This window comes from Rhizobium sp. A22-96, from assembly GCF_053521805.1.
In genome coordinates this window covers 242,973-268,724 of sequence record NZ_JBNWDQ010000008.1, presented here as the reverse complement: position 1 = coordinate 268,724, position 25,752 = coordinate 242,973, and the positions used below count along the sequence as shown (strand labels likewise).

General features: G+C 60.2%; 26 protein-coding genes. 9 read left to right on the top strand and 17 right to left on the bottom strand.

Translation table 11 applies throughout. The annotated features are described in order from the left end of the window. Nucleotides 1-148: 148 nt before the first annotated feature. Both ACQZ6F_RS30760 and ACQZ6F_RS30755 read left to right on the top strand, forming a co-directional pair. A complete protein-coding gene (locus tag ACQZ6F_RS30760) occupies nucleotides 149-1,699 on the top strand; it encodes a winged helix-turn-helix domain-containing protein (RefSeq protein WP_449094984.1) in 1,551 nt (516 codons plus the stop codon). 198 nt (nucleotides 1,700-1,897) lie between these two features. Next, a complete protein-coding gene (locus tag ACQZ6F_RS30755) occupies nucleotides 1,898-2,104 on the top strand; it encodes a cold-shock protein (protein ID WP_068389465.1) in 207 nt (68 codons plus the stop codon). An 80-nt stretch (nucleotides 2,105-2,184) separates the two neighbouring features. Here the strand turns inward: ACQZ6F_RS30755 and ACQZ6F_RS30750 are convergent, their stop codons facing one another. The 12 genes from ACQZ6F_RS30750 to ACQZ6F_RS30695 all read right to left on the bottom strand — a co-directional run bounded on the left by ACQZ6F_RS30750 (nucleotide 2,185) and on the right by ACQZ6F_RS30695 (nucleotide 14,039). Beyond that, nucleotides 2,185-3,549: an amidase gene (locus ACQZ6F_RS30750; RefSeq protein ID WP_449094983.1), complete on the bottom strand. Its 1,365-nt coding sequence runs from the start codon at nucleotides 3,547-3,549 to the stop codon at nucleotides 2,185-2,187. Continuing rightward, nucleotides 3,546-4,784 (bottom strand): ABC transporter substrate-binding protein, encoded by a 1,239-nt coding sequence (locus ACQZ6F_RS30745; protein WP_449094982.1) that lies wholly within the window; start codon nucleotides 4,782-4,784, stop codon nucleotides 3,546-3,548. Before ACQZ6F_RS30745 ends, ACQZ6F_RS30750 begins: the two co-directional genes overlap by 4 nt. Before the next feature lie 16 nt (nucleotides 4,785-4,800). Beyond that, on the bottom strand, nucleotides 4,801-5,853 hold the full coding sequence (locus ACQZ6F_RS30740; protein ID WP_449094981.1) for a CobW family GTP-binding protein: 1,053 nt from the start codon (nucleotides 5,851-5,853) through the stop codon (nucleotides 4,801-4,803). After that, on the bottom strand, nucleotides 5,843-6,175 hold the full coding sequence (locus tag ACQZ6F_RS30735; RefSeq protein WP_449094980.1) for a hypothetical protein: 333 nt from the start codon (nucleotides 6,173-6,175) through the stop codon (nucleotides 5,843-5,845). The genes ACQZ6F_RS30740 and ACQZ6F_RS30735 overlap by 11 nt, the downstream gene beginning before the upstream one ends. Before the next feature lie 48 nt (nucleotides 6,176-6,223). Further along, nucleotides 6,224-7,105: a polysaccharide deacetylase family protein gene (locus ACQZ6F_RS30730; RefSeq protein WP_077470605.1), complete on the bottom strand. Its 882-nt coding sequence runs from the start codon at nucleotides 7,103-7,105 to the stop codon at nucleotides 6,224-6,226. A 32-nt stretch (nucleotides 7,106-7,137) separates the two neighbouring features. Next, on the bottom strand, nucleotides 7,138-8,241 hold the full coding sequence (locus ACQZ6F_RS30725) for an ABC transporter ATP-binding protein (protein ID WP_449094979.1): 1,104 nt from the start codon (nucleotides 8,239-8,241) through the stop codon (nucleotides 7,138-7,140). 84 nt (nucleotides 8,242-8,325) lie between these two features. Further along, nucleotides 8,326-9,558 carry an ABC transporter substrate-binding protein gene (locus tag ACQZ6F_RS30720; RefSeq protein ID WP_449094978.1) on the bottom strand — a complete coding sequence of 411 codons (1,233 nt, stop codon included), beginning with the start codon at nucleotides 9,556-9,558 and terminating at the stop codon, nucleotides 8,326-8,328. 90 nt (nucleotides 9,559-9,648) lie between these two features. Beyond that, a complete protein-coding gene (locus ACQZ6F_RS30715; protein WP_449094977.1) occupies nucleotides 9,649-10,416 on the bottom strand; it encodes an SDR family NAD(P)-dependent oxidoreductase in 768 nt (255 codons plus the stop codon). Between the two features lie 13 nt (nucleotides 10,417-10,429). Further along, nucleotides 10,430-11,170, bottom strand: a complete 741-nt coding sequence (locus tag ACQZ6F_RS30710; protein WP_449095067.1) for an SDR family NAD(P)-dependent oxidoreductase — start codon at nucleotides 11,168-11,170, stop codon at nucleotides 10,430-10,432. Continuing rightward, the gene (locus tag ACQZ6F_RS30705; protein ID WP_449094976.1) at nucleotides 11,170-12,015 is read right to left on the bottom strand and encodes an ABC transporter permease; all 846 of its coding nucleotides are present in this window, start codon (nucleotides 12,013-12,015) and stop codon (nucleotides 11,170-11,172) included. The genes ACQZ6F_RS30710 and ACQZ6F_RS30705 overlap by 1 nt, the downstream gene beginning before the upstream one ends. A 2-nt stretch (nucleotides 12,016-12,017) precedes the next feature. Then, nucleotides 12,018-12,911 carry an ABC transporter permease gene (locus ACQZ6F_RS30700; RefSeq protein ID WP_449095066.1) on the bottom strand — a complete coding sequence of 298 codons (894 nt, stop codon included), beginning with the start codon at nucleotides 12,909-12,911 and terminating at the stop codon, nucleotides 12,018-12,020. A 54-nt stretch (nucleotides 12,912-12,965) separates the two neighbouring features. Further along, complete coding sequence (locus ACQZ6F_RS30695) at nucleotides 12,966-14,039, bottom strand: ABC transporter ATP-binding protein (protein WP_449094975.1); 1,074 nt, start codon at nucleotides 14,037-14,039, stop codon at nucleotides 12,966-12,968. Nucleotides 14,040-14,579: 540 nt separating this feature from the next. Between ACQZ6F_RS30695 and ACQZ6F_RS30690 the strand changes: the two genes are divergently transcribed. Continuing rightward, nucleotides 14,580-15,590 carry a GntR family transcriptional regulator gene (locus ACQZ6F_RS30690; RefSeq protein WP_267553734.1) on the top strand — a complete coding sequence of 337 codons (1,011 nt, stop codon included), beginning with the start codon at nucleotides 14,580-14,582 and terminating at the stop codon, nucleotides 15,588-15,590. 57 nt (nucleotides 15,591-15,647) lie between these two features. On the opposite strand, the gene ACQZ6F_RS30685 is transcribed toward ACQZ6F_RS30690, so the two are convergent. The 5 genes from ACQZ6F_RS30685 to ACQZ6F_RS30665 are packed head-to-tail and all read right to left on the bottom strand — an operon-like array spanning nucleotide 15,648 to nucleotide 19,901. Further along, nucleotides 15,648-16,619 (bottom strand): 5-oxoprolinase subunit C family protein, encoded by a 972-nt coding sequence (locus ACQZ6F_RS30685; protein ID WP_449094974.1) that lies wholly within the window; start codon nucleotides 16,617-16,619, stop codon nucleotides 15,648-15,650. Beyond that, nucleotides 16,609-17,484 (bottom strand): 5-oxoprolinase subunit B family protein, encoded by an 876-nt coding sequence (locus ACQZ6F_RS30680; RefSeq protein WP_449094973.1) that lies wholly within the window; start codon nucleotides 17,482-17,484, stop codon nucleotides 16,609-16,611. Before ACQZ6F_RS30680 ends, ACQZ6F_RS30685 begins: the two co-directional genes overlap by 11 nt. After that, complete coding sequence (locus ACQZ6F_RS30675) at nucleotides 17,484-18,869, bottom strand: acetyl-CoA carboxylase biotin carboxylase subunit (protein WP_449094972.1); 1,386 nt, start codon at nucleotides 18,867-18,869, stop codon at nucleotides 17,484-17,486. The genes ACQZ6F_RS30680 and ACQZ6F_RS30675 overlap by 1 nt, the downstream gene beginning before the upstream one ends. Next, a complete protein-coding gene (locus tag ACQZ6F_RS30670) occupies nucleotides 18,866-19,108 on the bottom strand; it encodes an acetyl-CoA carboxylase (protein WP_449094971.1) in 243 nt (80 codons plus the stop codon). Before ACQZ6F_RS30670 ends, ACQZ6F_RS30675 begins: the two co-directional genes overlap by 4 nt. Further along, nucleotides 19,095-19,901 carry a 5-oxoprolinase subunit PxpA gene (locus ACQZ6F_RS30665; RefSeq protein WP_449094970.1) on the bottom strand — a complete coding sequence of 269 codons (807 nt, stop codon included), beginning with the start codon at nucleotides 19,899-19,901 and terminating at the stop codon, nucleotides 19,095-19,097. Before ACQZ6F_RS30665 ends, ACQZ6F_RS30670 begins: the two co-directional genes overlap by 14 nt. Before the next feature lie 260 nt (nucleotides 19,902-20,161). On the opposite strand from ACQZ6F_RS30665, the gene ACQZ6F_RS30660 reads away from it, so the two are divergent. From ACQZ6F_RS30660 to ACQZ6F_RS30635, 6 genes are all read left to right on the top strand, one after another. Continuing rightward, complete coding sequence (locus ACQZ6F_RS30660; RefSeq protein WP_174075088.1) at nucleotides 20,162-21,070, top strand: LysR family transcriptional regulator; 909 nt, start codon at nucleotides 20,162-20,164, stop codon at nucleotides 21,068-21,070. Between the two features lie 162 nt (nucleotides 21,071-21,232). Next, complete coding sequence (locus ACQZ6F_RS30655) at nucleotides 21,233-21,928, top strand: GntR family transcriptional regulator (RefSeq protein ID WP_068389404.1); 696 nt, start codon at nucleotides 21,233-21,235, stop codon at nucleotides 21,926-21,928. A 389-nt stretch (nucleotides 21,929-22,317) separates the two neighbouring features. Beyond that, a complete protein-coding gene (locus ACQZ6F_RS30650; RefSeq protein WP_449094969.1) occupies nucleotides 22,318-22,920 on the top strand; it encodes an amino acid synthesis family protein in 603 nt (200 codons plus the stop codon). A gap of 16 nt (nucleotides 22,921-22,936) precedes the next feature. Then, nucleotides 22,937-23,782, top strand: a complete 846-nt coding sequence (locus ACQZ6F_RS30645) for an alpha/beta fold hydrolase (RefSeq protein ID WP_449094968.1) — start codon at nucleotides 22,937-22,939, stop codon at nucleotides 23,780-23,782. Continuing rightward, a complete protein-coding gene (locus ACQZ6F_RS30640) occupies nucleotides 23,779-24,714 on the top strand; it encodes a flavin reductase family protein (protein WP_449094967.1) in 936 nt (311 codons plus the stop codon). The genes ACQZ6F_RS30645 and ACQZ6F_RS30640 overlap by 4 nt, the downstream gene beginning before the upstream one ends. Further along, nucleotides 24,711-25,751 carry an LLM class flavin-dependent oxidoreductase gene (locus tag ACQZ6F_RS30635; RefSeq protein WP_449094966.1) on the top strand — a complete coding sequence of 347 codons (1,041 nt, stop codon included), beginning with the start codon at nucleotides 24,711-24,713 and terminating at the stop codon, nucleotides 25,749-25,751. Before ACQZ6F_RS30640 ends, ACQZ6F_RS30635 begins: the two co-directional genes overlap by 4 nt. The last annotated feature ends 1 nt before the right edge of the window (nucleotide 25,752 follow it).

The following is a 25,752-nucleotide window of genomic DNA, read 5'->3' as shown; positions in this document are numbered from 1 at the left end:
CCCCACTATGAGCGAACGTTTCCGGCGGCGCTTTGAGATGACCTTCAGACGGTTGTGATTTTACCTTCAGATGGCTTTGATTTTAGCCTCGGAGGTTGTTACGGTGCCGATGGTCCGCCAATCCTAGCGCGACACCGGAACATCTAACTTGCTGTATCATTTTGAGGATTTCGCACTCGACGAGGACAGGCGCGAATTGCGTCGCGGCAGCGAATTGCTTCGTGTCGAACCGCAAGTGTTCGATCTTCTGTGTTATCTTATCTACAATCGCGACCGCGTAGTCAGCAAGGATGATCTGGTGGGCTCGGTCTGGCAGGGGCGCATCGTTTCGGATGCCACCCTCAGCAGCCGCATCAATGCCGTGCGCAGCGCGCTTAACGACAGCGGCGAGGAGCAGCGGCTTATCCGCACGATCATGCGCAAGGGCATCCGCTTTCTCGGCGCCGTGCGCGAGGAAGGCGGCATTGAAGCGCCAGTACCGGTGGAAACCCCATCAGCCGGATTAGGGCTGCCCGACCGCCCGTCGATCGCCGTCTTGCCGTTCGACAATATGAGCGGCGATCCGGAGCAAGATTACTTTGCCGACGGCATGGTCGAGGACATCATCACCGGCCTCTCGCGCATCAAATGGCTGTTTGTCATCGCGCGCAATTCGAGCTTCACCTACAAGGGCCGCGCAGTTGACGTGACCAAGGTCGGCCGCGAGCTAGGCGTGCGCTATGTGCTCGAGGGCAGCGTGCGCAAGGCGGGAAACCGCGTGCGCATCACCGGTCAGCTCATCGATGCGGAGGATGGCAGCCATCTTTGGGCCGAACGATACGACCGCGACCTCACCGACATATTTGCGCTACAGGACGAGATCACGATCAGCGTCGTTGCCGCCATCGAGCCCAATGTGCGCCGGGCCGAGATCGAAAGGGTCAGGCGCAAGCGACCCGGCAATGTCGATGCCTACGATTTGCTGCTGCGCGCCATGCCGCATGTCTATACCTTCATGCCTGATGGCGCCGCCGAAGGGCTGCCGCTGCTGGAGCAGGCGCTTGCCATCGAGCCTGCCTATGCCCTTGCGCATGGCTTTGCCTCCTGGGCGCATCAGAGCATCTTTGTGCGTGGGGGCATGCGTCCCGAGAGCCGCGAGAAATCCGTCCATCATGCTCTTGCGGCAATCGAATATGGCCAGAGCGACGCCATGGCGCTCGCGCTTGCGGGCTTCTCCATCGGCTTGCTGACCCAGGATAGAAGGCTGGCCGACGAAGCTTTCGAGCGTGCCCTGGCACTCAGCGCCTCGTGCTCCTTCGTCTACTCATTCGGATGCGTGCCCGTTGCCTACGGGGGTGACGCTGCGCGGGCCATCGCATGGGGAGAGCAGGCAATGCGCCTCAGCCCGCTCGATGCCATGAGCTGCATTCCGCAGGGCATTATCGGATTCGGAAATTTCCTGCTCGGCCGACATGAGGAAGCGATCGCAGCGGGCCGCCGGGCGATTCAACTGAATCCGGGCTTCAGCATTTTGCATGGATGGCTTGCAGCACCGCTTGCCAGGCTCGGCCGGCTTGAAGAGGCGAGAGCTTCCGGCCAGCGATTGCTCGCATGCGACCCAGGCTTCTCCATCAGCCGATGGTCATCGGCGGTTGGCATAGCGTCGGCGATTTCCGACGCGGTCGCGGATGCCATGCAGCTGGCAGGGTTGCCGGAATAAGATCATCGGCTGCAGGCACCGCCATTTCCAATGACCGCACTCGCATTCTGGTTGTCTGAAGCCGGCTGAGTACAAATCAGAATGTCATTGAACTGAAATTCTTCTTTCCTAACGGTCAAGAGCCGTCTATCTCTGCTGCTGCTGAAGGCGAGCTCGTCGCGCTCGTCACGACAAAGTCAATGATTAAAGGAAGACAACATGGCTACCGGCACCGTAAAATGGTTCAATGCAACGAAAGGATTTGGTTTCATCCAACCAGATGACGGCAGCACGGATGTTTTCGTCCACATCTCCGCAGTAGAGAGAGCCGGCATGCGTGGTTTGAACGACGGCCAGAAGATCTCCTACGAACTCGTCAAGGACCGCAAGTCCGGCAAGATGTCTGCGGACAACCTGCAGGCTTGATCGAGCTTCGAGTGCAGTGATATTTCGAAAGGCCGGATTTGATCCGGCCTTTTTCGTTTGAAGCGACTGGTCGTTCAGCCCTATCCGACAACGATGCCTTCCAGAGCCAAAGCCGCCGCCAACAATCGCTCGTCCTGATTTTTGGGAGCCGACAGCAGCAGTCCGACCGGCATGCCGGCATCGCCGGCGCCGCAGGGCAGGGATACGCCGCACCAATCGAGGAAATTGCCGATCAGCGTGTTGCGCAGCGTCTTGAAGTTTACCTTGACGAACAGCTCGTCATCCGCCTCCAGCGGCGCAAGCGCGGGAGCCACGTGGGCAACGCTTGGATAGGCCACAAACTCATTCGGTTCCAGCATACCTGCCACGTCTCTTATCAGTTGCTCCCGCACCTTCAGAATCTCGAGATAACCGACCAGGGTGATCTTCTCGCCGAGGCGCGTGCGGGCAACGACGCGCTGATCCATACGTTCAGCCTCAGGTCCTGCCAGCCGGCGATGATGGAGCGCGAAAGCCTCTGCGGTCACCAGCGGCCCATGCTCGGCCATCACCTGAAAGAGCGCGTCAAAGGCCGGGAAAGCAGCTCGGCGCACCGTCACCCCAGCTGCGCTCAGCCGTGCGATTGCGGCTTCGAAAGCTTGCACCACGCCATCCTCGACCTCGTCCATGACGAGGTTGGTCGGCACGACGACCGAAAGCCCCATAGGACTTGCCCGGATGACCTCGGGGACCAAATGGCCCCGCATTGCCGCATCGACCCAGACGGCATCCTGAACGCTGCGGCACAAGGGACCGAGCGAATCGAGGCTGGTCGCCAAAGGAAAGACTCCGCCCATGCTGTAGCGGCCACGGCTTGCCTTGTAACCGACAAGGCCGTTGAAGGCCGAGGGAATGCGCACGGAGCCGCCGGTATCCGTGCCGATCGATACCGGCACCAAGCCGGCGGCAACGGCGACGGCGGAACCGGAGGAAGAGCCGCCTGGTATCCGGGCGACATCGGGCGCCCGTGGATTGAGCGGCGTACCGTAATGCGGGTTGAGGCCAAGACCGGAAAAGGCAAACTCGCTCATATTGACCCGGCCGACGGCAATCATGCCCGCAGCATGCAGCGCCTTGACGACATCCGCATCCTCCTGCGCGGGCGCGGCATCGGCGAGGACGATCGAACCTGCCGTAGTCGGCAGGCCGGCGATGGCGAACAAATCCTTCCAGGCGACAGGAATACCGTCGAGCAGCCCGCGTGACCGCCCCTCCCGCAGCCGCTTCGACGAAGCAGCGGCCTCTTCTCTTGCACGGTCCTCCAGCAGCCTCGTGAAGATCGCTTGATCCTCATGGGCGCGGATCGCATCCAGGGTCTCTTCGATAAGCGTGACGGGATCAAGGGAGCCAGACTGGATCAAGACCGACAATTGCGCGATCGACCTGCCGAGATGTGTCTGTGTCATAGGCTCTGTTCTCCTCTGCCGCCGACGAGCTGCATCCAGCGGCGCACAAGATAATTGTGCTCATCCATTGTCGTATTCCAGACAGCAATGCAATTGGCGCGCTGCCAATAGGAGCCACCGCTGCGCATCGAGCCCGCCCTTATCCTGGTCTGCCCATCCGGGCCTGGCAGGTCTTGCGCTGCCGCTGTTCCATCATACCAATATCCCCATTCCGCCGGGGTCATGAACTGACGCGAGCGTTGCGGCGTCGAGATGTAATAGCCTTGCCGTGCGACGACGGCGCCCGGCCAGCCAGATATCCACCAGTTCAGATAGTCGTAGGCGACATCTAGAAGGCGACCGTTGAGATGTTTCGACAGGCATAGGCCGCCATGCCAGGCGCGATAGCCCTCTGCGGGCACGGCCTGCTCGACCGGGACGCCCTTGGAGTTCAGGATGCCAATGCCCGGCGACCACATGCTTTGAACACTGGTCTCACCGGCGATCATCAGCCGCGCGGCGTCTTCGGCGGTCTTCCAGAACCCACGGAAGAACCCGGCCTTCTTGCGCTCTTCGAGAAGATCGATCAGCTGATCGATCTCCTGCACCGACATATTGCCGAGATCATCGAAGGACATCAGGCCGGCGGCCTGTGCGGCGAGTGCCGCATCGAATATGCCGATGGCGGGCTCGTCGACCAGGGCCACGCGGCCGGCCCATCTCTCGTCGAAAAGGGCGCTCCAGGAATGCATGCCGACATCATTCTTCGCCAGGTCGCTCCGATAGGCGAAGCTGTCGAAATTATGCGTGGTCGGCAGCATGGAAATGAAGCGCGATGGCGTATCGCCCAAGGCGAGATTAGGCTGAACGAAGAGCTTGCGCGCCGGCACATCACCGAGCCCCAGCCGCGGATTGGGTCCGATATGACCGGTCTTGGTCAGATCGTTGACCTCGTCCCACAGCACAATGCGCTGCGTGTCGATCGGCTGGATGGCACGCCAATGCCAGACGATATCGAGATTGTGAAAGCACTGATCGTAAATATCGTAGGTTTCCGGCTCCCGCGCCGCCTTGTATTGCGTCGTCAGGAAGTCATTGTTGTCGAAGGTCACGTCGATCCCAAGGTCCTGCTCCGCCCGCAGCCGCAGCTCCTCCAGCAGCGAGATCGCGGTGCCGAGAATGCGCAGGCGCGGCCGCCCTGCCAGATGCAGTGCTGGAGCAGGCGCGGTTTTCGCTATCGATTGATGCTTGTTCATGAACGGATCGACTATCCTATTGCGCCGCTGCCAAGGATGGGACGGCAGGCGGCATGCGAGCCAGTGTGAAGGCTTCGAAAGACCGTTTCAATAGCGCGCCATCCAGCCCATCCAGAATGAAGACCAGACGCGAGGCACGATCTTCGGAAGACCAAGCCTCCATATGCACCGGCGGGTGAACCAGATGTTGAACCCCATGCACCGCGACGGGACGCTCCTCGCCCTTGAGATTGAGGATACCCTTCACGCGCAACACCTGATCCCCATGACGATTGAGAAGCATGGTCAGCCAAAGGCCGAATGCGGTCCAGTCAACCGGCCGGTCGACCCTCAGCGCGATCGAGGAAATCGTCGCTTGATGGGGTGTTCCATCAGCCGAAACCAGCTGCAGCGGCTCTTCACAGTAGAATCCGCTCGGCGACAGATTGTTGCTTGGCGAAGCATTGCCGCGCATGTCCGCCAACGACGACAAATCAAGATCGGCGTCGCTTGCCATCACAAGCAGCGCATCGGGATTCAAGGTGCGAAGCCGCGCCTCAAGAGCCTGTGTTGCACGATCATCCGCCAGATCGGTCTTGGTGATGACGAGCCGATCGGCAACCGCCGCCTGCCGGTTGGATTCGATATAGGTGTCGAGCTGGCGCACTCCGTTGACAGCATCGACTGTCGTGATCACGTTGCCGGCGCGGAAATGGTGCCTGAGCACCGGGTCTGCCTTGATCGTGGACAAGACCGGGAACGGATCGGCAAGGCCCGTGCTTTCAATAATGACGCGGCGAAATGGCGGCAACAATCCGCGCTCGCGTTTGGAATAGAGCTCCTTGAGCGCAGTGGCGAGTTCCCCGCGCACCGTGCAGCAAACACAACCCGAGCGCAGAAGCACCATCTCGCCATCAACGCTTTCAACAAGATAGTGATCGAGCCCAATCTCGCCGAATTCGTTGATCAGCACGGCGGTATCGGCAAATGCCTCATCCGCAAGAATCCGCCTCAGGAGCGTCGTCTTGCCGGAGCCGAGGAAGCCGGTGAGAAGATTGACCGGCAGAAAGCCGTCTGGCTCAATCACCATGACGTGCCTCCATTCTTGAAATGAACGCCACATCAAGGGGATCACACGGCCGGCCGACGAGCTTTTCAGCCGCCGGCCAGAGATGGCCTAGATCCTCGATGATCTCGCTTTTGCCCGTTCTCGTCGACAGGACGAATGACGTACCCTGCCAATCCGAGAGAATGAGCCCGAAGGCGCAAAGCATTTCGTTGGCGGCGCGTACCCGTTCGGCGCGTTCACGCCGCCGCTCCGGGCTGGCGTGATTACGTGTAAAAACGCCCGGCCGGGCCGCCGCATCGGTCCAATGCTCATTGCCACCGAGAACACCGCACAGTGAGCACATGATGGTCATTCCTTCCGAAAACGGCTTGGCCCTGTCCAGACTAGCTGGCTATTTGCCGCGCGGGAAGCGGGCGGCAAAATCGTCGGCGATCTCGTTCATCGTCACGAACTTCACGCCGGGATGCTTGATCATATGCGCGTAGAGCCGTTCCAGCATCATCAACACCTGCGGCCTGCCGGCGACATCGGGATGGATGGTGATAGGGAAGACGGCATAATCCATCTCGCGATAGACCCAGTCGAACTGATCGCGCCACATCTGCTCGATATCGTGCGGATTGACGAAGCCGTGGCTGTTGGGCGACTTCTTGATGAACATCATCGGCGGGAGATCGTCGAGATACCACGAGGCCGGGATTTCGATCAGGTCGGTCTCCTGGCCGCGCTTCAAAGGCACCATCCAATCCGATGGCTTGCGAGAGTAATCGATCTTCGTCCAGCTGTCGCCGACCCGCACATAATAAGGGGTGAAATCCTTGTGCATCAACGAATGATCGTACTTGATGCCGCGCTCCAAGAGCAGCTCGTTGGTGACGTTGGAGAATTCCCACCAGGGGGCAACATAACCCGTGGGGCGCTTGCCCGAAAGCTTAGTCACCAGCTCGATGCACTTGTCGAGGATTTCGGTTTCCTGTTCGCGCGTCATGGCGATCGGGTTTTCGTGGCTATAGCCGTGAATGCCGATTTCATGACCGGCATCGGCGACAGCCTGCATCTGCTCGGGAAAGGTCTCGATCGAATGGCCGGGAATGAACCATGTCGTCTTGATGCCGAACCGCTCGAACAGCTTCACCAGCCGCGGGCTGCCGACTTCGCCGGCAAAAAGGCCGCGCGAAATATCGTCAGGCGAATCCTCGCCGCCATAGGAGCCGAGCCAGCCGGCGACGGCATCGACGTCGACACCGAAACTGCACAGGATTTCTTTTGCCATGGGATGACCTCCTTCGATCAGGTTTTTAGTTCTCAGTGAGCTGGAATGACGGTCGCGTCGGCCGGGTTCCAGGTAAGCATGACGTCGGCGCCGACGGGAAAGAGATCGGGCCGGTATTTGTCGACATGCGCTTCGAGCGCGAGCCCTCGGCCATCGGGCAAGCTGACGCCGATCTGCGAGATATGACCGACGACATCGAAACGATCGACGCGAGCGCCAACGACATTGCCGCCGAAAGCGCCGGCGAGGCTGTCTCGCGCAGCACCTTCCGTCGCGTGGACTTCGATCGCTTCCGAGGGAATGACGATGTTGACCTTGCTCGAAAGACCGCCATTGGCTAAGCCCGACAGCATGCCGAACGAGGTCGAGACGAGCGTATTGTCAGCTTGCACGCCCGCAACCTCGCCTTCGAAGATGGTGTTGCGGCCGATGAACTGTGCGACGAACGGCGTGTCTGGACGGGTATAGAGCTGATGCGGCGGGCTGATCTGTTCGACCCTACCCTGGTTCATCACAACGATCCGGTCGGACAGCGCCAGCGCTTCCGACTGGGCGTGCGTGACGAAGACGAAGGTGACGCCGAGCCTCTTCTGCAGCAGCTTGAGCTCGTTCTGGATAGCCTTGCGCAGATTGGCGTCGAGCGCGCCAAGGGGTTCATCGAGAAGCAGCACGTCCGGCTCCACCACCAGCCCACGTGCAAGCGCAATGCGCTGGCGCTGGCCGCCGGAGAGCTTGTCCGGCTTGCGCTCGGCAATATCCTCAAGCCCGAGCGTCGCGAGGATACGGTCGACCCGTGCATCCCGCTCGGCCTTCGGCATGCCCTTGACCTCGAGACCGTATCCGACGTTGCGCCGGACGGTCATGTGCGGAAAGAGCGCATAGTTCTGGAAGATCATCGATGTCGGCCGGTTTTGCGGTCGCACATCGTTCATGCGCTCGCCCTTGATCATCATGTCGCCGGAGGAGATGCTTTCGAAGCCGGCGATCATGCGCAGCGTCGTCGTCTTGCCGCAGCCCGAGGGGCCAAGAAAGGCGATGAACTCACCCTTTTCGATGGCCAGATTGAAGTCTATGACGGCGGGCGTGCCATTGTCGTAGACCTTGCCGGCATTGATGAGTTCCAGGTCATAAATCATGAGAGATCTCCAGTCGTGGGCGGAGAGGCCGGAATGGCCTCCCCACAGGGCAGGAGACGAACGACCGAAGCCTGCGTCGCCGGATTAAGCATTGAGGAATTCATCCCACTTCTGGACGAGATGGTCGTACTCATCCGGCCACTGGTGCCAGTAGGCGACGTTCTTTGCGCGCTCTGCCAGCGAGCCGCCGTCGCGCAGGTCGCCCTCCTTGATGCCGCGCTCGGCAGCACCCACCCAAGGCTTGCCTTCGTACCAGAAGGCATATTTGTCCGGCGCCATGACCTTCTGGATATTGGTCGAGGGTGAGTAGTAGCCCTGCTCGGACACTGTGATGCCGGGTTCGCCGGACAGCCAGTAGTCGGCATAGGCGATCACGGCTTCCTTGTTGGAGGTGCCAGCGATCATCGAGGGCCCGATCGCCCAGCCGCGATAGCCTTCCTTCGGCACGGCGTATTTGCAAGCTTTGCCCTGAGCCTTGACCGCCATGACAGCCGGTTGCCAGGCATCGCAGACCACCATCTCGCCCGATGCCATCAGGTTGACCAGCTCGCCGAAATCACCCCAAAGCGCCCGGAACTGGCCGTCCTTCTTCTTAGACACCAGGAACTTCGCGGCCTCGTCGATTTCAGCCGTCGTCGGGTTGGCCGGGTTCTTGACGTTCGAAAGTCCCAGCGTGTTCATCGCCATGATCGCCTGACCGAAGGCGATCAGCGGATCGGTATTGAGGCCGGACTTGCCCTTGAATTTCGGATCGAAGATCGCCGCCCAGGTATTGGCTTCCTCAGCCGACAGAACGTCGGGATTGTAGCCGATGGAGTCGTAGTTATAGACGGCAGGCACCATGTTCAGCGTCGTCTTGGCATCGTCGGCCCAGATCTGCCCGACGATCTGCTGCTTCGGGTCCCACTTGTCGGAAGGTGTGGTGAAGGTGTCGCGGATATTGGCCCAGTTCTTCAAGGAGGCGGCCGGGATCGGCTCGACATTGTTGGTCATGACGATCGACGGCAGCCGCTCGGCGATGATTTCCCAGCAATCATAATCCTTGGAACCGGAGAGGATCTTGGTCTGCGCGTCTGGGAAGGTCGCCGCCGTGCCGGACGTCTGCCCGACGCCGCTGACCTTGCGGAAGTCATCCAGGATCCGCTCCTGCACGGTGACGGAAAGCCCGATCGTGCGCAGCTGTTCCTTGGCAAGACCGCTTGCCTGCGCGTAAGCCGCCCGCGACGACAGGAACGGCGTGCCGCCCCCGATCGCCAGCGCCATGACGCCGGCCGATTGTTTCAACAGAGAGCGCCTGTTCATTTCCATTTTGGACATCTCATCTTCTCCAGTGCTGATTGCTGTTCCCTGAGCCCTTGCTGGGCCTGCTTCATTGCTTGCATCGCGCGGCTACCTGGCCGCTGCCGATCAGTACCGCCCCACGAGGAGGCCACCATCCACGACCAGAACCTGGCCGGTCATGTATCTCGCGCCCTTCGACGCGAGGAATGCGATCACATCGGCAATGTCTTCCGGCTCGCCGAGCCGGCCCATCGGAATGAATTCGGCTGCCTTCTCCGCGCCGGCGGGACCAAGCGAATTCTCTTCCGAAAGCAATTGCGCGGTGCGGATATAGCCGGGGGCAATGCCGTTGACCCTGATGCCATCCCTTGCGAGCTCGACGGCCAACCCTCTGACCAGCCCGACAACACCAGATTTGGCCGCCGAATAATGGACATGCTCGTCCCATCCATAGGCGACACCCATGATCGATGAGAGGGCGATGATGCTTCCCGATTTGCGCGCGCGCATGCCAGGAGCCGCGGCGCGCGCCAGCCGAAAGATGCCCTTCAGATCGACATCCATGGTCAGGTCCCATTTGTCGTCGCTGAGCTCGCCGAGTGGCGTGCGATGGGCGATGCCGGCATTGGCGACGATCACGTCGATCTTGCCGAAGCGGGCCTCGACATCCGCGACCAGCCGATTGGCGGCCTCTGTGGAACGCACGTCATAGAGACGAAACTCAGCCGATCCGCCGGCGATCAGAATATCGCGAACAGCGCTCTCGCCCTCGCTTTGGAGAATATCAGTGACGACGACATGGTCGCCGAGTGCGGCAAATGCCTTGGCCGCCGCCCGGCCGATGCCGATGCCCGCCCCGGTGACGATGACAATGCGCTGGTTTTGACTGTTCATAGACTTCTCCTCTTCAGAGCATCGCGTCGCCGGAATTGGGACCAAGCGTCTGGCCGACGAAAAGGCTCGCGGCCGGCGACACCAGAAAAGCGACGGTCGCGGCCACTTCCTCCGGCTCGCCGAAGCGTCCGAGCGGCAGCTCGCGTTTCTTACGCTCGCGCCATTCCTCGGAAAGCCCCTGCACCAGCGGCGTGTTGATTGGGCCCGGCGCGACGGCATTGACCCGCACGCCACGGCTGGAAACCTCACGCGCAAGCGCCTTGGTCATGCCGATGATCGCGGCTTTGGCGCCGGAGTAATGGACGAGCTCGATACCGCCAATCTGCCCGAGCTGGGAGGCGACATTGACGATCACACCCTCGCCACGCGCGAGCATCGACGGCATGACGGCCTTGGTCATCAGGAAGGTACCGCGCACATGTACGGCAAACATGCGGTCGAAATCCGCAAGCTCGAGATCTTCGAAAGCCGCCTGATGCGCGATGCCGGCATTGTTGACGAGAAGCGCGACGTCACCGTGCGAGGCCTGGGCGGCGGCATGGATCGCAGCCACGTCCTCAGCCTTGGCGACATCGCCAGCAATGGCGGTCGCTGCACCACCCACCGAGACAATCTCGGATGCAACGGCTTGAGCCCGTTCGCCGGAGAGATCGTTGACCAGAACCGCATAGCCGTCGGCCGCAAGGCGGAGTGCGATGGCCCGACCGATGCCGGAGCCGGCGCCGGTCACGATTGCGGAAAGTCTGTTCGCCATCATGCGTCCTCCTGAATGCGGATACGCTTGGCTCGACGAACCGACATTCCCATCAGGATCGCGTAGGTGCCGAGAAGCGCGAATGAGAAGAGCGTCGTGAGCACACCGAAGGCAAAGACGTTCGGATGAACCTCGACGGAAAAGGTGCCGTAGATCGCGAGCGGCAGCGTCAACTCGCGGCCGGAGGCAAACAGCGTCCGCGAGAATTCGTCATAGGAGAGCGTGAAGGCAAAGAGCATTGCCGAGAGAACGCCGGGGAAGATCAGCGGGAAAGTCACTTTGCGGAAAGTGCGGGCCGGGGTGACGCCGAGCGACCAGGACGCCTCCTCCATGCTCGGATCGAACCGGTTGAAGATCGCTAGCATCACCAGGAAAGCGAAGGGGAACGTATAGACCACGTGCAGGACGAAGGCCGTGCTCCACCAGTGCCGATCGACGCCGAAGGCATTGGCGACGAGCGCCATGCCGAGGCCGACGAGCACGCCCGGCACCATCATGCCGAGAACGATCAGATAGAAGACAACACCCGAACCGCGGAACTTGCGGCGGAACGCCTGCGCGGACATCACGCCGAGCACGGTCGAGACGATCATGGTCATCAGTGCCAGAGCCAGCGACCGGATCAGCGCCTGATCGATCGGCAGGGGAGCGATGCGCGACGGCGGCGTCAGCCCGAAGAGATGCTGATACCAATAGGTCGACCATTCGATGATCGGGAATTGCGGACCGCCCTCCGGCCCCGTCTGGAACGACAGGATCGCCAGAACTGCGAGGGGGCCGTAAAGGAAGACGAGAAAGAGGGCCGTATAAACACCCAGGCCGAGCTTGATGCCGCCAGCGTTCATGATCAAAGCTCCTTTCTGAGGTCGACGACCTTGAGCAGGGCGGCAATGACCGCGCCCATGACGATCGTCAGGATGACGCCTGCCACCGCCGCGAAAGCCCATTTCAAGGAGCCGACCTGGGTAACGATGATATTTCCGAGCAGATTGACCTTGCGGCCCGAGAGCGCAGCGGCAGTTGCGAATTCGCCGAGAACCATCACGGAGACAAAGATCGCACCGACCACCACGCCTGGCATGGACAGCGGCAGGATGATGGTGCGGAAGATGCGCCAGAAGCCGGCACCGAGATCCTGTGCGGCCTCGATGACCGAGGCGTCGATCCGGCCCATCATGAAGGCGATCGGCCCGACCATGAAGACGCAGTAGATCTGCGTCATGCCGATGATCACCGACAACTCCGAGAAGAGAAGCACCTCTATGGGGTGCTGCACGATGCCGAGCTTCATCAAGATCATGTTGATGGCGCCTTCGGTGCCGAGCATAGGCCGCCAGGCGAGAACGCGGATCAGGAACGAGGTCCAAAATGGGATGACGCAGAGAACGAGCAGCACGGTCTGCAGCGTCTTGTTCTTGATGAGGAGCCCGACAAAGAGCGCAGCCGGATAACCGACGACGAGCGTCGAGATCAGCACGAGCAGCCAGATGCGGATCGTCGTCCAGAGCGCCCCGAGATAGGTCGGGCTGGTCAGGAAGGTAATCCAGCTCTGCAAGGTCAGTGTCGGCTCGATCTTGAAGGTCGTCTGCGTCCAGAAGGAAACATAGACCATCATCAGGATCGGCAGGACCAGGAAGGCGATCATCCAGATCATGCCCGGCGCCAGCAGCCAGAATGTCTTGGCCGTCGTTCCGCGCGCGGCCACGCTTTCCTCGACCGCCTCTTCACGTGTGGCAACCATGGTCATCTCTCGCTCCCCTTGGCATATCCGGCAAAAAGTTTCGGGAAGGTCACATCAGCCGAAGACAAGGGCGTCCTCCTTCTTCCAGACGAGTGCATAGCGATCCTTTTCGACAAAGGCCGGCGGGCGGGCGTGGCTCAAATGGGATTCAACCTCAAAGACGTGACCGTCATCGAGCGCGAAGAAGGAATTGACCGCCGCGCCGGAATATTCGCTGGCGATGAAATCCGCTTCGATGCGGACCTCGTCATCAGACATCGCCGCGTCCCGAGGACGGACCGAAACGCGGTCGTAACGGATGGCATAGGCCGGTTGCGGCGCCTTTTTGCGCGATGCGGTCAGAGGAAAGCGGCCAGCAGCCCCGACGAAGCTGTCATCGATAACGGCGCCGGAAAACAGATTGTAGCAATTAAGAAAGCGGGCAACCGCCGCCGTGGCCGGGCTATTGTAGACGATATCGGAAGCAGCAGCCTGCGCGATGCGACCCCGATCGAGAACGAGAACGAGGTCGCCCATCGCCAGTGCTTCAGTTTCGCTGCCAGTGACATGCAGAAAGGTCACGCCGCAACGCTCGCGGATGGCTTTCAGTTCGGTTCGCATGCGGCCGCGCAAATTGGCATCGAGCGCGCCCAGCGGTTCGTCCAGCAGCACCAGTTTCGGTTCTGTGACAAGGGTGCGTGCCAGGGCAACGCGCTGGCGCTGGCCGCCGGAAATCTGGGTGACGGCGCGATCGTCAAATCCCTTGAGACCAACCAGCGCCAGCATGTCCTGAACCCGCCTCGCCAGGACGCGCGCATCGGTCACGGGATCGACCTTGCGATTGCGCAGTCCGAAGGCGACGTTTTCGCCGACCGACAGGTGCGGAAACAGAGCAAAATTCTGAAAGACGAAGCCGATGCCACGGTCATGCGGGGCTACTCCATCCAGACGGTTGCCGTGAAAGAGGATCGAACCGGAATCCGGCTCCTCGAAGCCGGCGATGACGCGCAGCAACGTCGTCTTGCCTGAACCGCTCGGCCCGAGCAGCGAGATATAGGCATTGTCGGGCAGGGCAAAATCGACCGCGTCCAGCGCGGCCGCGCCGCCATAGGACTTGGTGACTTTCTTGAGCTGAATAACGGTCGACACCGAATTCCCACCAGTTTCAAGGCAAGGACCATCTTTTTGGCAAGGCGCCGCCATTGCCGGATTGCCATCAATCCAGACACCGGACGTCGGTCTGCGTTCGCGCAAGATCACATGCGCGTCAAAGAGATGTTCCTTGGCGTTTCAATGAGTTCCACCTGTGGCGCTTCTAACGAGCGCCTTGACGATTAAAGCATTGCATAAATGATTTTTGTATTCAATAGGCTTTTTCAGAAAGTCGAGAGGTCGAGGCGATCGTGACCAAGGCACTGAGGATGAAGAAAGCAAAGCCGCAGGAATTTGGCGGCCAATCGGCACAGAATCCCTACAAAATATGCCGCACGTAAGCTACTTGCCGGGCGCGCGCATTCGATTTGCGCCCGTCATATCTCCCGCCTTCGACGCGTACCGTCGCGGCGACCAGAATCTATTTCGCACCTAAAAACATATTTTGTATTCAATACTCATTTATTTTTGCGCTATGTTAGCGTTACAAAACGCGTAAGAGTGGGGCATCGGAACGACGTGAGTCCATTGCATCAGATGACCGAAAGCCATACGCGCCCCAATGCGCAGAAGCGCTACGAGATCGCGGAGGATGTGCTGCGCAGCAATATCGGCGACAGCACGCTGCCGCCTGGCGTCGTATTGCTTGAAGGTCCGATCGCCGACATCCTGCAGATTTCCCGCGCACCCGTGCAGAGGGCTCTTCAAACCTTGGAAAGCGAAGGGCTGGTGCATCGCTTCAACGGGCGCGGCTACCTGGTCGGCCCCTCCGGCCAGGGTATCGAGCCGAACCGAACCGACATCAAGACGCTTGGCCTCACCATTCCCCGCCATGCCGACGAAGCGCTTCAAAGCCGCGCCTCCTGGGAGCGGATCTACAACACCGTCGAGGCCGATGTCGCCGGCTGTGTGGTCTTCGGCCAATATCGCATCATTGAGATCGAGCTTGCCGACCATTTCAACGTTAGCCGCACGGTGGTTCGCGATGTGCTCACCCGCCTGCGCGAGCGCGGCCTCGTGCGCAAGAACCAATCGTCTCACTGGATCGCCGGCCCGCTGACCGCCCAGATGATCAAGGATCACTACGGCCTGCGAGGCATGCTTGAGCCGCAGGCGCTGATCGCCGGCGCGAACAGGGTCGACCGCGAACAATTGAACGACCTGTTCCTGCGTCTTTCCGAGCTGGAGCGGTTGGAGCCCGCCGATCATCTTTCGGCAATCGAGGCCGTCCATGCGGATTTCATCGATATCTGCATCCTCGCCACGCCGAACGAACGGCTGAAGGAATCGATCCGAAACAATCTGCTGCCGGTCACGGCGACCGAGCGACTGCTCAGGCAACTTGGCCTGCCTGGCGACCCGGCCATCATCACGGAACTGCGCCTGATAACAGAGCTTCTGCTGCGCGGCGCCGTAAAAGCAGCGGCGGCGATGATAGAGAGCCACCTGGAAGCGTCGGTCAATCGCACCATCGCGCAGATGAAGATCGTTGCCATCATTCCCGGCCCAAGCGTAACGGCCGCCTATCTGACCCGCGTTCTCGAATGAGAGGCGGGCAGTCCGAGTGAAACTCGGTGTCGAAGCGGCCACCATTTGCCTATCCCTTCATGACAGAGCAGCGCGCAAGCGCCCGAGCAATGCCTGGCGATCCGCACGAGCCGCAAGCGCCTGATCCATCGTCACCTCGACGAATTGCGTTGGCGTATGGGGCTGCAATTGCGCAATAAGATCCATGTCGGCTGAAATCACCGTTCCGACCATGAAGTAACCGCCACCGGAGACGGCGTCGCGATGCAGGATGATCGGCTCCGTACCGCCCGGCACCTGGATCGAACCATAGGGGTAGCAGCTGTCGACGATATTCGAGGGGTCCGAGCCGGCACCAAAAGGCTGCTTGCGTTCGACGAATTCAAGCTTGCGGCCGCCACGGAAGCGGTAGCCCATGCGATCGGCTTCCGGCGCCACCTTCCATTGATCCGCGAAGAAATTGCGCTTGGCTTCCTCGGTCAGCCGATCCCAGTAGAGCCCCGGCAGCACCCGCAACTCGGCCGGCATGCCGGGCTTTCTGCGCAGCTCTTCCGCAACCGATCGTCCCTCGCTTGCCATTGAGCCCTTCCCGACGGGCAATTCGTCTCCGGCAGCAATCGCTCTGCCATTGTGGCCGCCAAGGGCACCAATCACATAAGTCGATCGGCTGCCAAGCGCTTCCGGCACGTCAATGCCGCCCGACACGGCGATATAGATGCGCGCGCCGGACTTCAGGAAGTCGAAGCTGACCGTCTGGCCAGCCCTGACCTTCAGCGCCGTCCATCCCGGTTGAAGCTCGCCGTCGATCCTGACCGGCATCTCGGCGCCGGTGACCGCAATCAGCGCATCGTCGAGAAATTCAAGCTTGGGCCCCATGAAGACGGCCTCCAGGCCCGCGGCACCCTCGTCATTGCCGACGAGAAGGTTTGCTGCGCGCATGGCATAGCGATCCATGGCGCCACCGACCGGAATGCCCAGATGGAAATAGCCGGGGCGGCCGAGATCCTGAATCGTTGTCGAAAGGCCGTGATGAAGAACCTTAATGGCCATGCAGCGCGCCCTCCAGCTTGGCATTGTAACCGTCTATGTCAGCCTGATATTGCCGGAGATCGAAGCTGACCTCCCGGATCGGCGGAGCGAAGCGACCCTTGTCGACATCTTCGACCGCCTGATCGTAGCCATCGCGATCGATCGGCCGGAATTTCACGATATCGCCGGGGCGGAAGAACACCATGAAGTCACGCAGATAGCTCGTCGACTGCGTGGGATCGAAGATCGGCATCGGTGTGATGCCGAACATCTGGTAACCGCCTGCGCCGCGCACCGAATAGATGCAGCCGAAGCAACCGCCATGGCCGACGGTCAGGCGCGGCGTATCGGTCCGCGGGCGCAGATATTTCGGCACCTCGATCTGCCGCTGCCGCTCCACCATCTGATACATGAACGGCAGGCCGGCGACGAAGCCGACCATCGAGACGAACCATGGCGAACCGGCATGGGCGGACACGAAATCCTCGACAGCGCCGTAGCCGTTGATTTTCGCGGCGTAGTCGAGATCGGTTCCCGTGGGCTCCTGATGGCGCTCGCGAAAGCGCATCAATGTCTCGTGCGTCCACGGATCATTATAGAAAACCGGGATTTCGACGATGCGGGTGGTGATGACGGGCTCTGCCTTTTCGGCCGCGCCCTCGATTGCCTTCACCTCGCGCAGAAGGTCGTCGGGCTTGATCAGATCGGGATTGAACTTGATCTGGAAAGACGCATTGGCGGGGCAGATTTCCGTAATGCCCTTTATGGCGCTTTCTCGCACCCCTCTGGCCATCGACAGGCTTTTGAAGAAGGCTTCGAGCGACATCTCGTCGCTGCATTCGATGAAGAGATGTTCATCGCCTCCGAATGTATAGCGAGCAGGCATCAGGCGACCTCCGTGGCTATGCCGTCGACCGCGTTAAAATCGGTCTCCAGCCAGGATTCGAGAAAACGCGTATGGAAAGCTCCCTTGCGCACCGACGAGTCTCTCGCGAGCGCAAGATGCAGCGCGATCGTCGTCGGCAAGCCTTCGATGGTCAGGCCGGAGAGCGCGACGACAAGCTTGTCGAGGCAGGCATTGCGATCCTCCGCCCAGACGATCAGCTTGCCGAGCAGGGAATCATAGAAGGGCGGAACGGTGTAGCCGGCATAGAGCATCGTATCGAAGCGGATGCCTTCACCCTCCGGGATCGAAAGCCGCGTCACGGTGCCTGGCGCCGGCTGAAAGCCTTTCGCCGGGTCCTCGGCGTTGATCCGGCATTCGATGGCATGGCCGCGCGCCTGAATATCGGCTTGCGACAGTGATAGCGGAGCGCCGCCCGCCACCTTGAACATCTCCTGCACGAGATCGATGCCGGTGATCATTTCGGTAACCGGATGTTCGACCTGGATGCGTGTATTGACCTCGATGAAATAGAACTCGTGGCTATCTTCATCGTAGAGATATTCGACGGTGCCTGCGCCGCGATAGCCAACTTCGGCGGCAAGCGCCACCGCGCTGGCGCAAAGCTGCCGTCGCACCTCGTCGGGTAGCATGAAGGCCTGTGCTTCCTCCCACACCTTCTGGCGGCGCCGTTGCAGCGAGCATTCGCGCTCGAAGCAATGCACGAAGTTGCGGCCATCGCCGAAAATCTGCACCTCGATGTGCCGGGCGCGGGTGATGACCTTTTCCATGTAAAGGCCGCCATCGCCGAAGGCTGCGGCAGCCTCGGCCGAGGCAAGCGGAAACTGCTCCCTAAGCTCTGTCAGCGATTGCACAATGCGGATGCCACGCCCGCCACCGCCGGCTGCGGCCTTTATCATCACGGGAAAGCCGGTACGCTCGGCGACTGCTTCGGCAGCCACGATATCGGCCACACGCCCGTCGCTGCCGGGCACCGTCGGCACGCCGGCTCGCTGCGCAATCTCGCGTGCAGCGACCTTGTCACCAAGCATGCGGATAGCGGTGCCGCTCGGGCCGATGAAGATCATGCCGGCAGCCTCGACGGCATCCGCAAAATCTCCGTTCTCGGACAGAAAGCCATAGCCGGGATGGACAGCGTCGACGCCGGACGAACGGGCTGCGGCGATAATCGCCTCTATATTCAGATAGGACTTCTTCGGCGCTGGCGAACCGATATTGATCGCCTCGTCAGCCAGCTTGACCGCGAGCATTTCGGCGTCGGCCGCGCTATGAACCTGCACGGTGCGAATGCCGAGCGCCTTTGCCGCCTTTATGATCCTGACGGCTATTTCGCCGCGATTGGCAACCAGAACGGAGCGGATTGTCATGGATCGACCTCCGCGATGACCTGTCCGGCCATGACAGGCTCCTCATTCTCGACGAGGAAGGTGATGTTCCTGCCATCCAGAGCGGCTGGGATCTGCTGGAAGGTCTTCATCACCTCGATGACCCCGATCGTATCGCTTGCGGCGACGGCATCGCCATCGGCCTTGAAGGGTGGCACGTCCGGCGACGCGGCCCTGTAGAAGGTTCCCGGAAGGGGTGATCTGATCTCAAGCCTGCTCATGGGACCTCCGCGCGGCGTCATTGTTCAAAATCTGCGAAACAGGTGCAATTCTTATACCCTCGGCAACAAGGGCTTCGCGCATATGGCGCACGATATCGAGCGCACCCAAAGTATCGGAGTGAAAACAGATGGAATCGAAGGCAATGGGAATATCCGTGCCGTTGACGGTGCGGACCACACCTTCCGTGCATGCCCTGACCACCTTGCGCGCGATCGCCTTCGGATCCGGGCGGCCTACATCCCTGGTAAAGACGATCCAGCCCGTGTCGCCATAATCGCGGTCGGCATAGAATTCGCGAACGACGGGCTGATCTGCCTCTTGCGCAGCAAGGCAGGTCGCCGAACCATCCATGCAGAAGACGAACATGTTCGGCGCGACTGTGCGCATATACTGGATGAAGATCTGCGATAGGTCGACATTCGCCGCCAATTCCATGTAGAGCGCGCCATGCGGCTTCACATGCTGCACCGGCACGCCATGACGTCTCGCGAACTCCCGCAATGCGCCGACCTGATAGACCAGGTCGTTGATGATCTCGCGGCTGGTGCCGTTGATCTTGCGCCGCCCGAAGCCCTGGAGATCATTGTAGCCGGGGTGCGCCCCGACGCCGACCCCATGGGCCGCCGCCAGCCGTACGGTCTCGTCCATCAGGTTGGGGTCGCCCGCGTGAAAACCCGTGGCGATATTGGCCGAACTGACGAGTGAGATGAGCTCCTCATCTAGAGCATCGCCGATCCGCCACCGGCCGAACGCCTCTCCCATATCGCAATTGATATCGACCGCTTCCTTCAAATGCGTCCCCTCGTATGCTCGCCCTGATCGGACCGTTATCAAAACGCTAGAGGGAAAGATGCATCTTGAAAAATACAATTTTCAAAGCATCATTATCTGATTAATTGATATCTTAGCTTAAAATTACACCATAAATTCCCCAGTAATATCAATCTAGTAAGCACATTGCGCGAGAAGGAAGCGAAATTTACATCGCCTTTGAGCCTTTGAATCTGATTAGCTATAGTTGTTTTCAGATAAATTGATGGGGAACAAACATCATGAGTCTCAGCCTGCGGCAGCTTCGCTACTTCGTCGCGACGGCGGAATATGGCCAGATTTCCCATGCGGCCATCAGCCTGTCGATATCACAATCAGCAGTGACCGCCGCGATCAAGGATCTGGAGCTTTCGGTCGGCGTCTCCTTGTTCAACCGCACGCCACAGGGCATGGAACTGACCTCGGCCGGTCGGCAATTCCTGTCGCATGCCTATGAGATTCTGGCCAAGGTCGACGAAGCGACGCACCTCAATCTGGTCAGCAGTGACATCGAGGGCGAGCTCGTCGTCGCCGCGACCTATACGGTGATCGGATACTTCCTGCCGCTGCATATCGAGCGGATGAGACGGCTCTACCCGAAGCTCAGGATCCAGATCTACGAGGTCAATCGCGAGTCGATCGAAGAGGGGCTGCTCACCAACCGCTACGATATTTCGGTGCTGCTGACGTCGAACATTCTCAACCCGATGCTGACGACCGAGACATTGTTGAGTTCTGTCCGTCGGCTCTGGGTTCCAGCCGGGCACGGCCTGCTGCGCCGTGATGGTGTCGGCCTGCGCGAGATCGCCGAAGAGCCGTACATCATGCTCACCGTCGACGAGGCCGCTCATTCCTCGCTGAAATACTGGAGCCGGACCACCTACCAGCCGAAAGTGCTTCTGCGCACGAGTTCGATCGAGGCGGTGCGATCGATGGTCGCCAACAGCCTCGGTGTCGCGATCCTCTCGGACATGGTGCATCGTCCCTGGTCGCTCGAAGGGCGGCGCATCGAAACGGTCAATATTCAGGATCCCGTGCCGCCGATGGATGTCGGCCTCGGATGGCGCGCCAATATCGAGTTTACGCCGCCAATGCTGGCATTCAGGCGCTACTTCCAGCAAGCTTTCGGCCTGCCGGGTACGAATGCCTGATGATCTCATCAAATTCCCCTGACCCAGAAGATTTGGATACTGGTCGGCATCGTCGTCACAAATAGCGATTGCTGATATGCTCGCCGAGTTGCATTGACGTTATTCCGGCAGTACAAGATCTTGGTACGCCATAATATGGCATTCAGGAATTGAGGTGCGGATATGAATGACGATGCACATAGCGCTGCAATCCGCGTGGAGCGCCCAGCCAAGACATTGCGTGAACTTGCGCTCGACAAGGTGCGAGAGGCCATCGTCAATGGTTATTTCCGCCCGGGAGATCGTCTGGTCGAACGAGACCTCTGCGCGCAGCTCGGCGTGAGCCGCACCATCGTGCGTGAGGTACTGCGGCATCTCGAATCCGAGGGCCTTGTCGCCAATCTCCCGAACAAAGGGCCGATCGTCGCCCACCTCAATCACGACGAAGCAAAGCAGATCTACGAGATCCGCGGCGCACTCGAAGGCATGGCCGCACGCCTCTGTGCGGAGCAGAACAATCCTGCGATTGCCGACGCGCTGGACAAATCGCTTGAGGATATAAAAAGCAGCTACCGCGACAAGGATATGGCCGGCGTGCTCGCCCACACCTCATCCTTTTACCAGACGCTGTTCAGCATGGTCGATCGCCATATCGCGTGGGGAGTGGTCAATCTCTTGACCGTGCGCATCAATCATCTGCGGTCGATGACGATCAAGACGCAAAACCGCGACGTCCAAGGGCCGGCGCAGATGGCCCGCATCGTCGATGCCATCCGGCGTGGAGATGGCGAGGGCGCGTACCAGGCCGCCATGGACCATGTCGCCGGCGCGAGCGCGATTGCCCAGGCGGTGCTTTCAGGGCACGAGCGGATCGATTGATCCCTGCCTCCGTTTGCGAGAAACCTTTCACCGCAACGGTGAGGCGCATTGTTATCTGCCATCTCCAGGCCGCCTCTGATCAGTAAGCTAGCTTTAGGCTTGCGGGCTATAAACCCCTGTCGATCCGACTGCTCGGCGCTATAGATCATACAAAAATAAAGCGTCAAATAGCTGGGATATAGCCGCAACCCGTGGGCTCCCAAGACCGTCTCATGACGCTGGCCTGATCGAAGGCATGACGGCCCCTCGCATCGTATTCTGATCTAACTAATTGCTATAATTAGATTTTCTCCACCGTTTCGCGACTTTTCATCAGCCGCCACAAAGCTGCTTGACAGCTACGTATTATGGCATACCATCATACGGACTTCAGAAAAGCGAGCGGCATCATGACCTTCCAAATCCGTAAAACCGTCCTGCAGATCGAAACCACATTGATTGAAGGGGGCAGGGCCGCGCCGACGCCGCTGAAACTGTTCTCAGCCTGCGCGATCGTAAAGAACCCCTGGGCCGGCCGCGGCTTCGTCGAGGATCTGAAGCCGGAAATTCATGCCGCAGCGCCGGTTCTCGGTGAGCTGCTCACCAAGATGATCATTGATGCCGTCGGATCGGGCGAGACTGTTGAAGCCTATGGCAAATCGGCGGTGGTCGGCCTCGATGGCGAGATCGAACATGCTTCGGCGCTGATCCATACGCTGCGCTTCGGCAACCATTATCGCCACGCCGTCGGCGCAAAATCCTACCTCGCTTTCTGCAACACGCGCGGCCCGGCCAATGCGCCGATCATGATCCCGCTGATGGACAAGAACGACGAAGGCCGGCGCTCACATTATCTGACGATCCAGACGTCGATCGCCGATGCACCCGCCGCCGACGAGATTGTCGTCGCGCTCGGCGCTTCCGTCGGCGGGCGTCCACATCATCGCATTGGCGACCGCTATCAGGATCTCAAGGATCTGGGGCAGGATGTGTCCAATCCCGCAGGCGTTTGAGAGATCGGGCGCCGAGATGTCGACCATGGACACCATAGCGCAAGGAAAGGCAGATGCTCCCAAGGTGGAAGCGCTGCCCCGTGAGATCACGGCAGCCGGTACGGCCTACCATGAGGCTGGCACAGGCGAACCGCTTGTTCTCATTCACGGGGTCGGCATGCGTCTTGAAGCCTGGGCGCCACAGATCGCTCAATTCTCCAAGACGCATCGCGTCATTGCCGTCGACATGCCGGGCCATGGTGGAAGCAGAGCCCTGCCTGCCGGCAGCCGGCTGGAGGCGTTTGTCGGCTGGTTCGGCGGTTTCCTTGATGAGATGGAGCTCGATGCGATTAGTGTCGCTGGCCATTCGATGGGCGCGCTCATCGCCGGCGGCGCGGCAGTGACCTTCGGCGAGAGGATCAAGCGCATCGCCTATCTCAACGGCGTCTATTGTCGCGATGCCGAGGCGAAAGCAGCAGTCCTGGCACGCGCGGCGGCAATCCCATTGACCGGCGTTGACAAGCAAGGACCGCTCCAACGCTGGTTCGGCGACGACGCGCAAAGCTCCGTTGCCCGGGAGTTGACCCGTAACTGGCTGAACCTTGTCGATCCACAGGGATATGCGACGGCCTACGCGGCCTTTGCGGGCGGCGACGAGACTTATGCCGAGCGCTGGCCGAGCGTTAAGGCGCCAGCATTGTTTCTGACCGGCTCCGACGACCCCAACTCGACGCCGCAAATGGCAGAGAAAATGGCAGCGGCGACGCCCAAAGGCTGGGTGCGGATCGTCGAGGGACATCGCCACATGGTCAACCTGACGGCACCCGAGACCGTCAACGAATTGCTTGCCGAGTGGCTTTCATATGGGGAGGGCGCGAGATGACGATGCAACAGATCGACGCGAGGGCTTTGCGCGATGCCTTTGGCGCATTTCCGACCGGCGTCACGGTCGTGACCGCGCGCGATCCCGCCGGCCTACCGATTGGCTTCACGGCGAATTCCTTCACCTCGGTCTCGCTCGATCCGCCGCTTCTCCTGGTCTGCCTGGCAAAGACCTCACGCAATTTCGCGACCATGACGGGCGCTGGACATTTCGCGATCAACGTCCTGTCGGAAACCCAGAAGGATATTTCCAACACCTTCGCACGTCCGGTCGAGGACAGGTTTGCAACCGTCGAATGGAGCGGCGGCACTGACGGCTGTCCGATCCTTGCCGATGTTGCCGCCTGGTTCGAGTGCGCCATGGAAGAGGTCATCGATGCCGGCGACCATGTCATCCTCATGGGACGTATCGCCTCGTTCCAGAACAGCAGTCACAATGGGCTCGGCTACACGCGCGGCGGTTATTTTACGCCGATGCTGGCGAGCAAGGCGGTGTCGGCCGCGACGGATGGCAATATCGAGCTTGCCGCCGTCGTCGAGCATGAAGGAGACATTCTGTTTCTCGGCGATGATATCCTCTCCTTGCCGAGCTGCGAGGGCAGAGACGGAAGCCCCACCGACATTCTAAGCGACTATCTGCAGGAGCTGACCGGACTTTCGGTGACGATCGGCTTTCTCTACTCGGTCTATGAAGGCAAAAGTGACGGCAGGCATCACATCGTCTATCGCGCTTTCGCCTCGCAAGGCGAGCCACGCCAGGGCAAATTCCTCAAGCCGGAAGCCTTAAGCAAGGCGCGCTTCAAGACGAGTTCGACAGCGGATATCGTCACTCGCTTCGCACTCGAAAGCCAGATCGGCAATTTCGGCGTTTATTTTGGAGACGAGACCTCCGGCACCGTCCGCCCGGTCTCGACGAAGGTGGCACGGGCATGAAATTTTCTCTCTTCGTTCACATGGAACGGCTCGACGCGAACCAGAGCCATAAGAGCCTCTACGACGAATTCGTCGCTCTTTGCGAGATTGCCGACAGGGGCGGCATGCACGCCATCTGGACGGGCGAGCATCACGGCATGGATTTCACCATTGCGCCCAATCCGTTCGTTACGATCGCCGATCTGGCGCGCCGCACCTCGCGGGCCAGATTGGGAACGGGAACGGTGATCGCGCCCTTCTGGCATCCGATCAAGCTTGCCGGCGAAGCGGCCATGGCCGATATCATCTGCGACGGCAGGCTCGATATCGGTATCGCCCGCGGCGCCTATTCCTTCGAATATGAGCGCCTTTTGCCGGGTCTTGATGCCTGGAGCGCCGGCCAGCGCATGCGCGAGCTGATCCCCGCGATCAAAGGCATATGGAAAGGCGACTATGCCCATGACGGCGAGTTCTTCAAATTCCCCGCGACGACCTCGGCGCCAAAGCCGCTGCAGGAGCCGAACCCTCCGATCTGGGTCGCCGCACGCGATCCGAACTCGCATGAATTTGCCGTCGCCAATGGCTGCTGTGTCCAGGTGACGCCGCTCTGGCAGGGCGATGACGAGGTCGAGGCGCTGATGGGCCGCTTCAACGATGCCTGCGCCAAGAACCCTGACATTGAGCGCCCAAAGATCATGCTGCTGCGCCATACCTATGTCGGCTCGTCGGAAGCCGATATCGCTGAGGCTGCTCACGAACTCAGCGTCTACTACAATTACTTCTTCGCCTGGTTCAAGAACGAGAAGCCTGTTCGGCAGGGCCTGATCGAGCGCATTTCCGACGAGGATATCAGGGCGAATGCCATGCTCTCGGATGCTGTCATGCGCAGCAACAATGTCGTCGGCGACGCCGCGACCGTGATCGCGCGGCTAAAGGCCTATCAGGCGATGGGCTACGACGAATATTCCTTCTGGATCGACACCGGCATGCCGTTCGAGCGCAAGAAAGCCTCGCTCGAACGGTTCATTGCCGAGGTCATGCCGGCATTTGTGGAGTAAA

What these genes read in the sequence shown, in the direction of transcription:
- ACQZ6F_RS30755 (WP_068389465.1), top strand. Translation starts at nt 1,898, where the DNA reads ATGGCTACCGGCACCGTAAAATGGTTCAATGCAACGAAAGGATTTGGT.
- ACQZ6F_RS30750 (WP_449094983.1), bottom strand. Translation starts at nt 3,549, where the DNA reads ATGACACAGACACATCTCGGCAGGTCGATCGCGCAATTGTCGGTCTTG.
- ACQZ6F_RS30745 (WP_449094982.1), bottom strand. Translation starts at nt 4,784, where the DNA reads ATGAACAAGCATCAATCGATAGCGAAAACCGCGCCTGCTCCAGCACTG.
- ACQZ6F_RS30740 (WP_449094981.1), bottom strand. Translation starts at nt 5,853, where the DNA reads ATGGTGATTGAGCCAGACGGCTTTCTGCCGGTCAATCTTCTCACCGGC.
- ACQZ6F_RS30735 (WP_449094980.1), bottom strand. Translation starts at nt 6,175, where the DNA reads ATGTGCTCACTGTGCGGTGTTCTCGGTGGCAATGAGCATTGGACCGAT.
- ACQZ6F_RS30730 (WP_077470605.1), bottom strand. Translation starts at nt 7,105, where the DNA reads ATGGCAAAAGAAATCCTGTGCAGTTTCGGTGTCGACGTCGATGCCGTC.
- ACQZ6F_RS30725 (WP_449094979.1), bottom strand. Translation starts at nt 8,241, where the DNA reads ATGATTTATGACCTGGAACTCATCAATGCCGGCAAGGTCTACGACAAT.
- ACQZ6F_RS30720 (WP_449094978.1), bottom strand. Translation starts at nt 9,558, where the DNA reads ATGTCCAAAATGGAAATGAACAGGCGCTCTCTGTTGAAACAATCGGCC.
- ACQZ6F_RS30715 (WP_449094977.1), bottom strand. Translation starts at nt 10,416, where the DNA reads ATGAACAGTCAAAACCAGCGCATTGTCATCGTCACCGGGGCGGGCATC.
- ACQZ6F_RS30710 (WP_449095067.1), bottom strand. Translation starts at nt 11,170, where the DNA reads ATGGCGAACAGACTTTCCGCAATCGTGACCGGCGCCGGCTCCGGCATC.
- ACQZ6F_RS30705 (WP_449094976.1), bottom strand. Translation starts at nt 12,015, where the DNA reads ATGAACGCTGGCGGCATCAAGCTCGGCCTGGGTGTTTATACGGCCCTC.
- ACQZ6F_RS30700 (WP_449095066.1), bottom strand. Translation starts at nt 12,911, where the DNA reads ATGGTTGCCACACGTGAAGAGGCGGTCGAGGAAAGCGTGGCCGCGCGC.
- ACQZ6F_RS30690 (WP_267553734.1), top strand. Translation starts at nt 14,580, where the DNA reads ATGACCGAAAGCCATACGCGCCCCAATGCGCAGAAGCGCTACGAGATC.
- ACQZ6F_RS30685 (WP_449094974.1), bottom strand. Translation starts at nt 16,619, where the DNA reads ATGGCCATTAAGGTTCTTCATCACGGCCTTTCGACAACGATTCAGGAT.
- ACQZ6F_RS30680 (WP_449094973.1), bottom strand. Translation starts at nt 17,484, where the DNA reads ATGCCTGCTCGCTATACATTCGGAGGCGATGAACATCTCTTCATCGAA.
- ACQZ6F_RS30675 (WP_449094972.1), bottom strand. Translation starts at nt 18,869, where the DNA reads ATGACAATCCGCTCCGTTCTGGTTGCCAATCGCGGCGAAATAGCCGTC.
- ACQZ6F_RS30670 (WP_449094971.1), bottom strand. Translation starts at nt 19,108, where the DNA reads ATGAGCAGGCTTGAGATCAGATCACCCCTTCCGGGAACCTTCTACAGG.
- ACQZ6F_RS30660 (WP_174075088.1), top strand. Translation starts at nt 20,162, where the DNA reads ATGAGTCTCAGCCTGCGGCAGCTTCGCTACTTCGTCGCGACGGCGGAA.
- ACQZ6F_RS30655 (WP_068389404.1), top strand. Translation starts at nt 21,233, where the DNA reads ATGAATGACGATGCACATAGCGCTGCAATCCGCGTGGAGCGCCCAGCC.
- ACQZ6F_RS30650 (WP_449094969.1), top strand. Translation starts at nt 22,318, where the DNA reads ATGACCTTCCAAATCCGTAAAACCGTCCTGCAGATCGAAACCACATTG.
- ACQZ6F_RS30645 (WP_449094968.1), top strand. Translation starts at nt 22,937, where the DNA reads ATGTCGACCATGGACACCATAGCGCAAGGAAAGGCAGATGCTCCCAAG.
- ACQZ6F_RS30640 (WP_449094967.1), top strand. Translation starts at nt 23,779, where the DNA reads ATGACGATGCAACAGATCGACGCGAGGGCTTTGCGCGATGCCTTTGGC.
- ACQZ6F_RS30635 (WP_449094966.1), top strand. Translation starts at nt 24,711, where the DNA reads ATGAAATTTTCTCTCTTCGTTCACATGGAACGGCTCGACGCGAACCAG.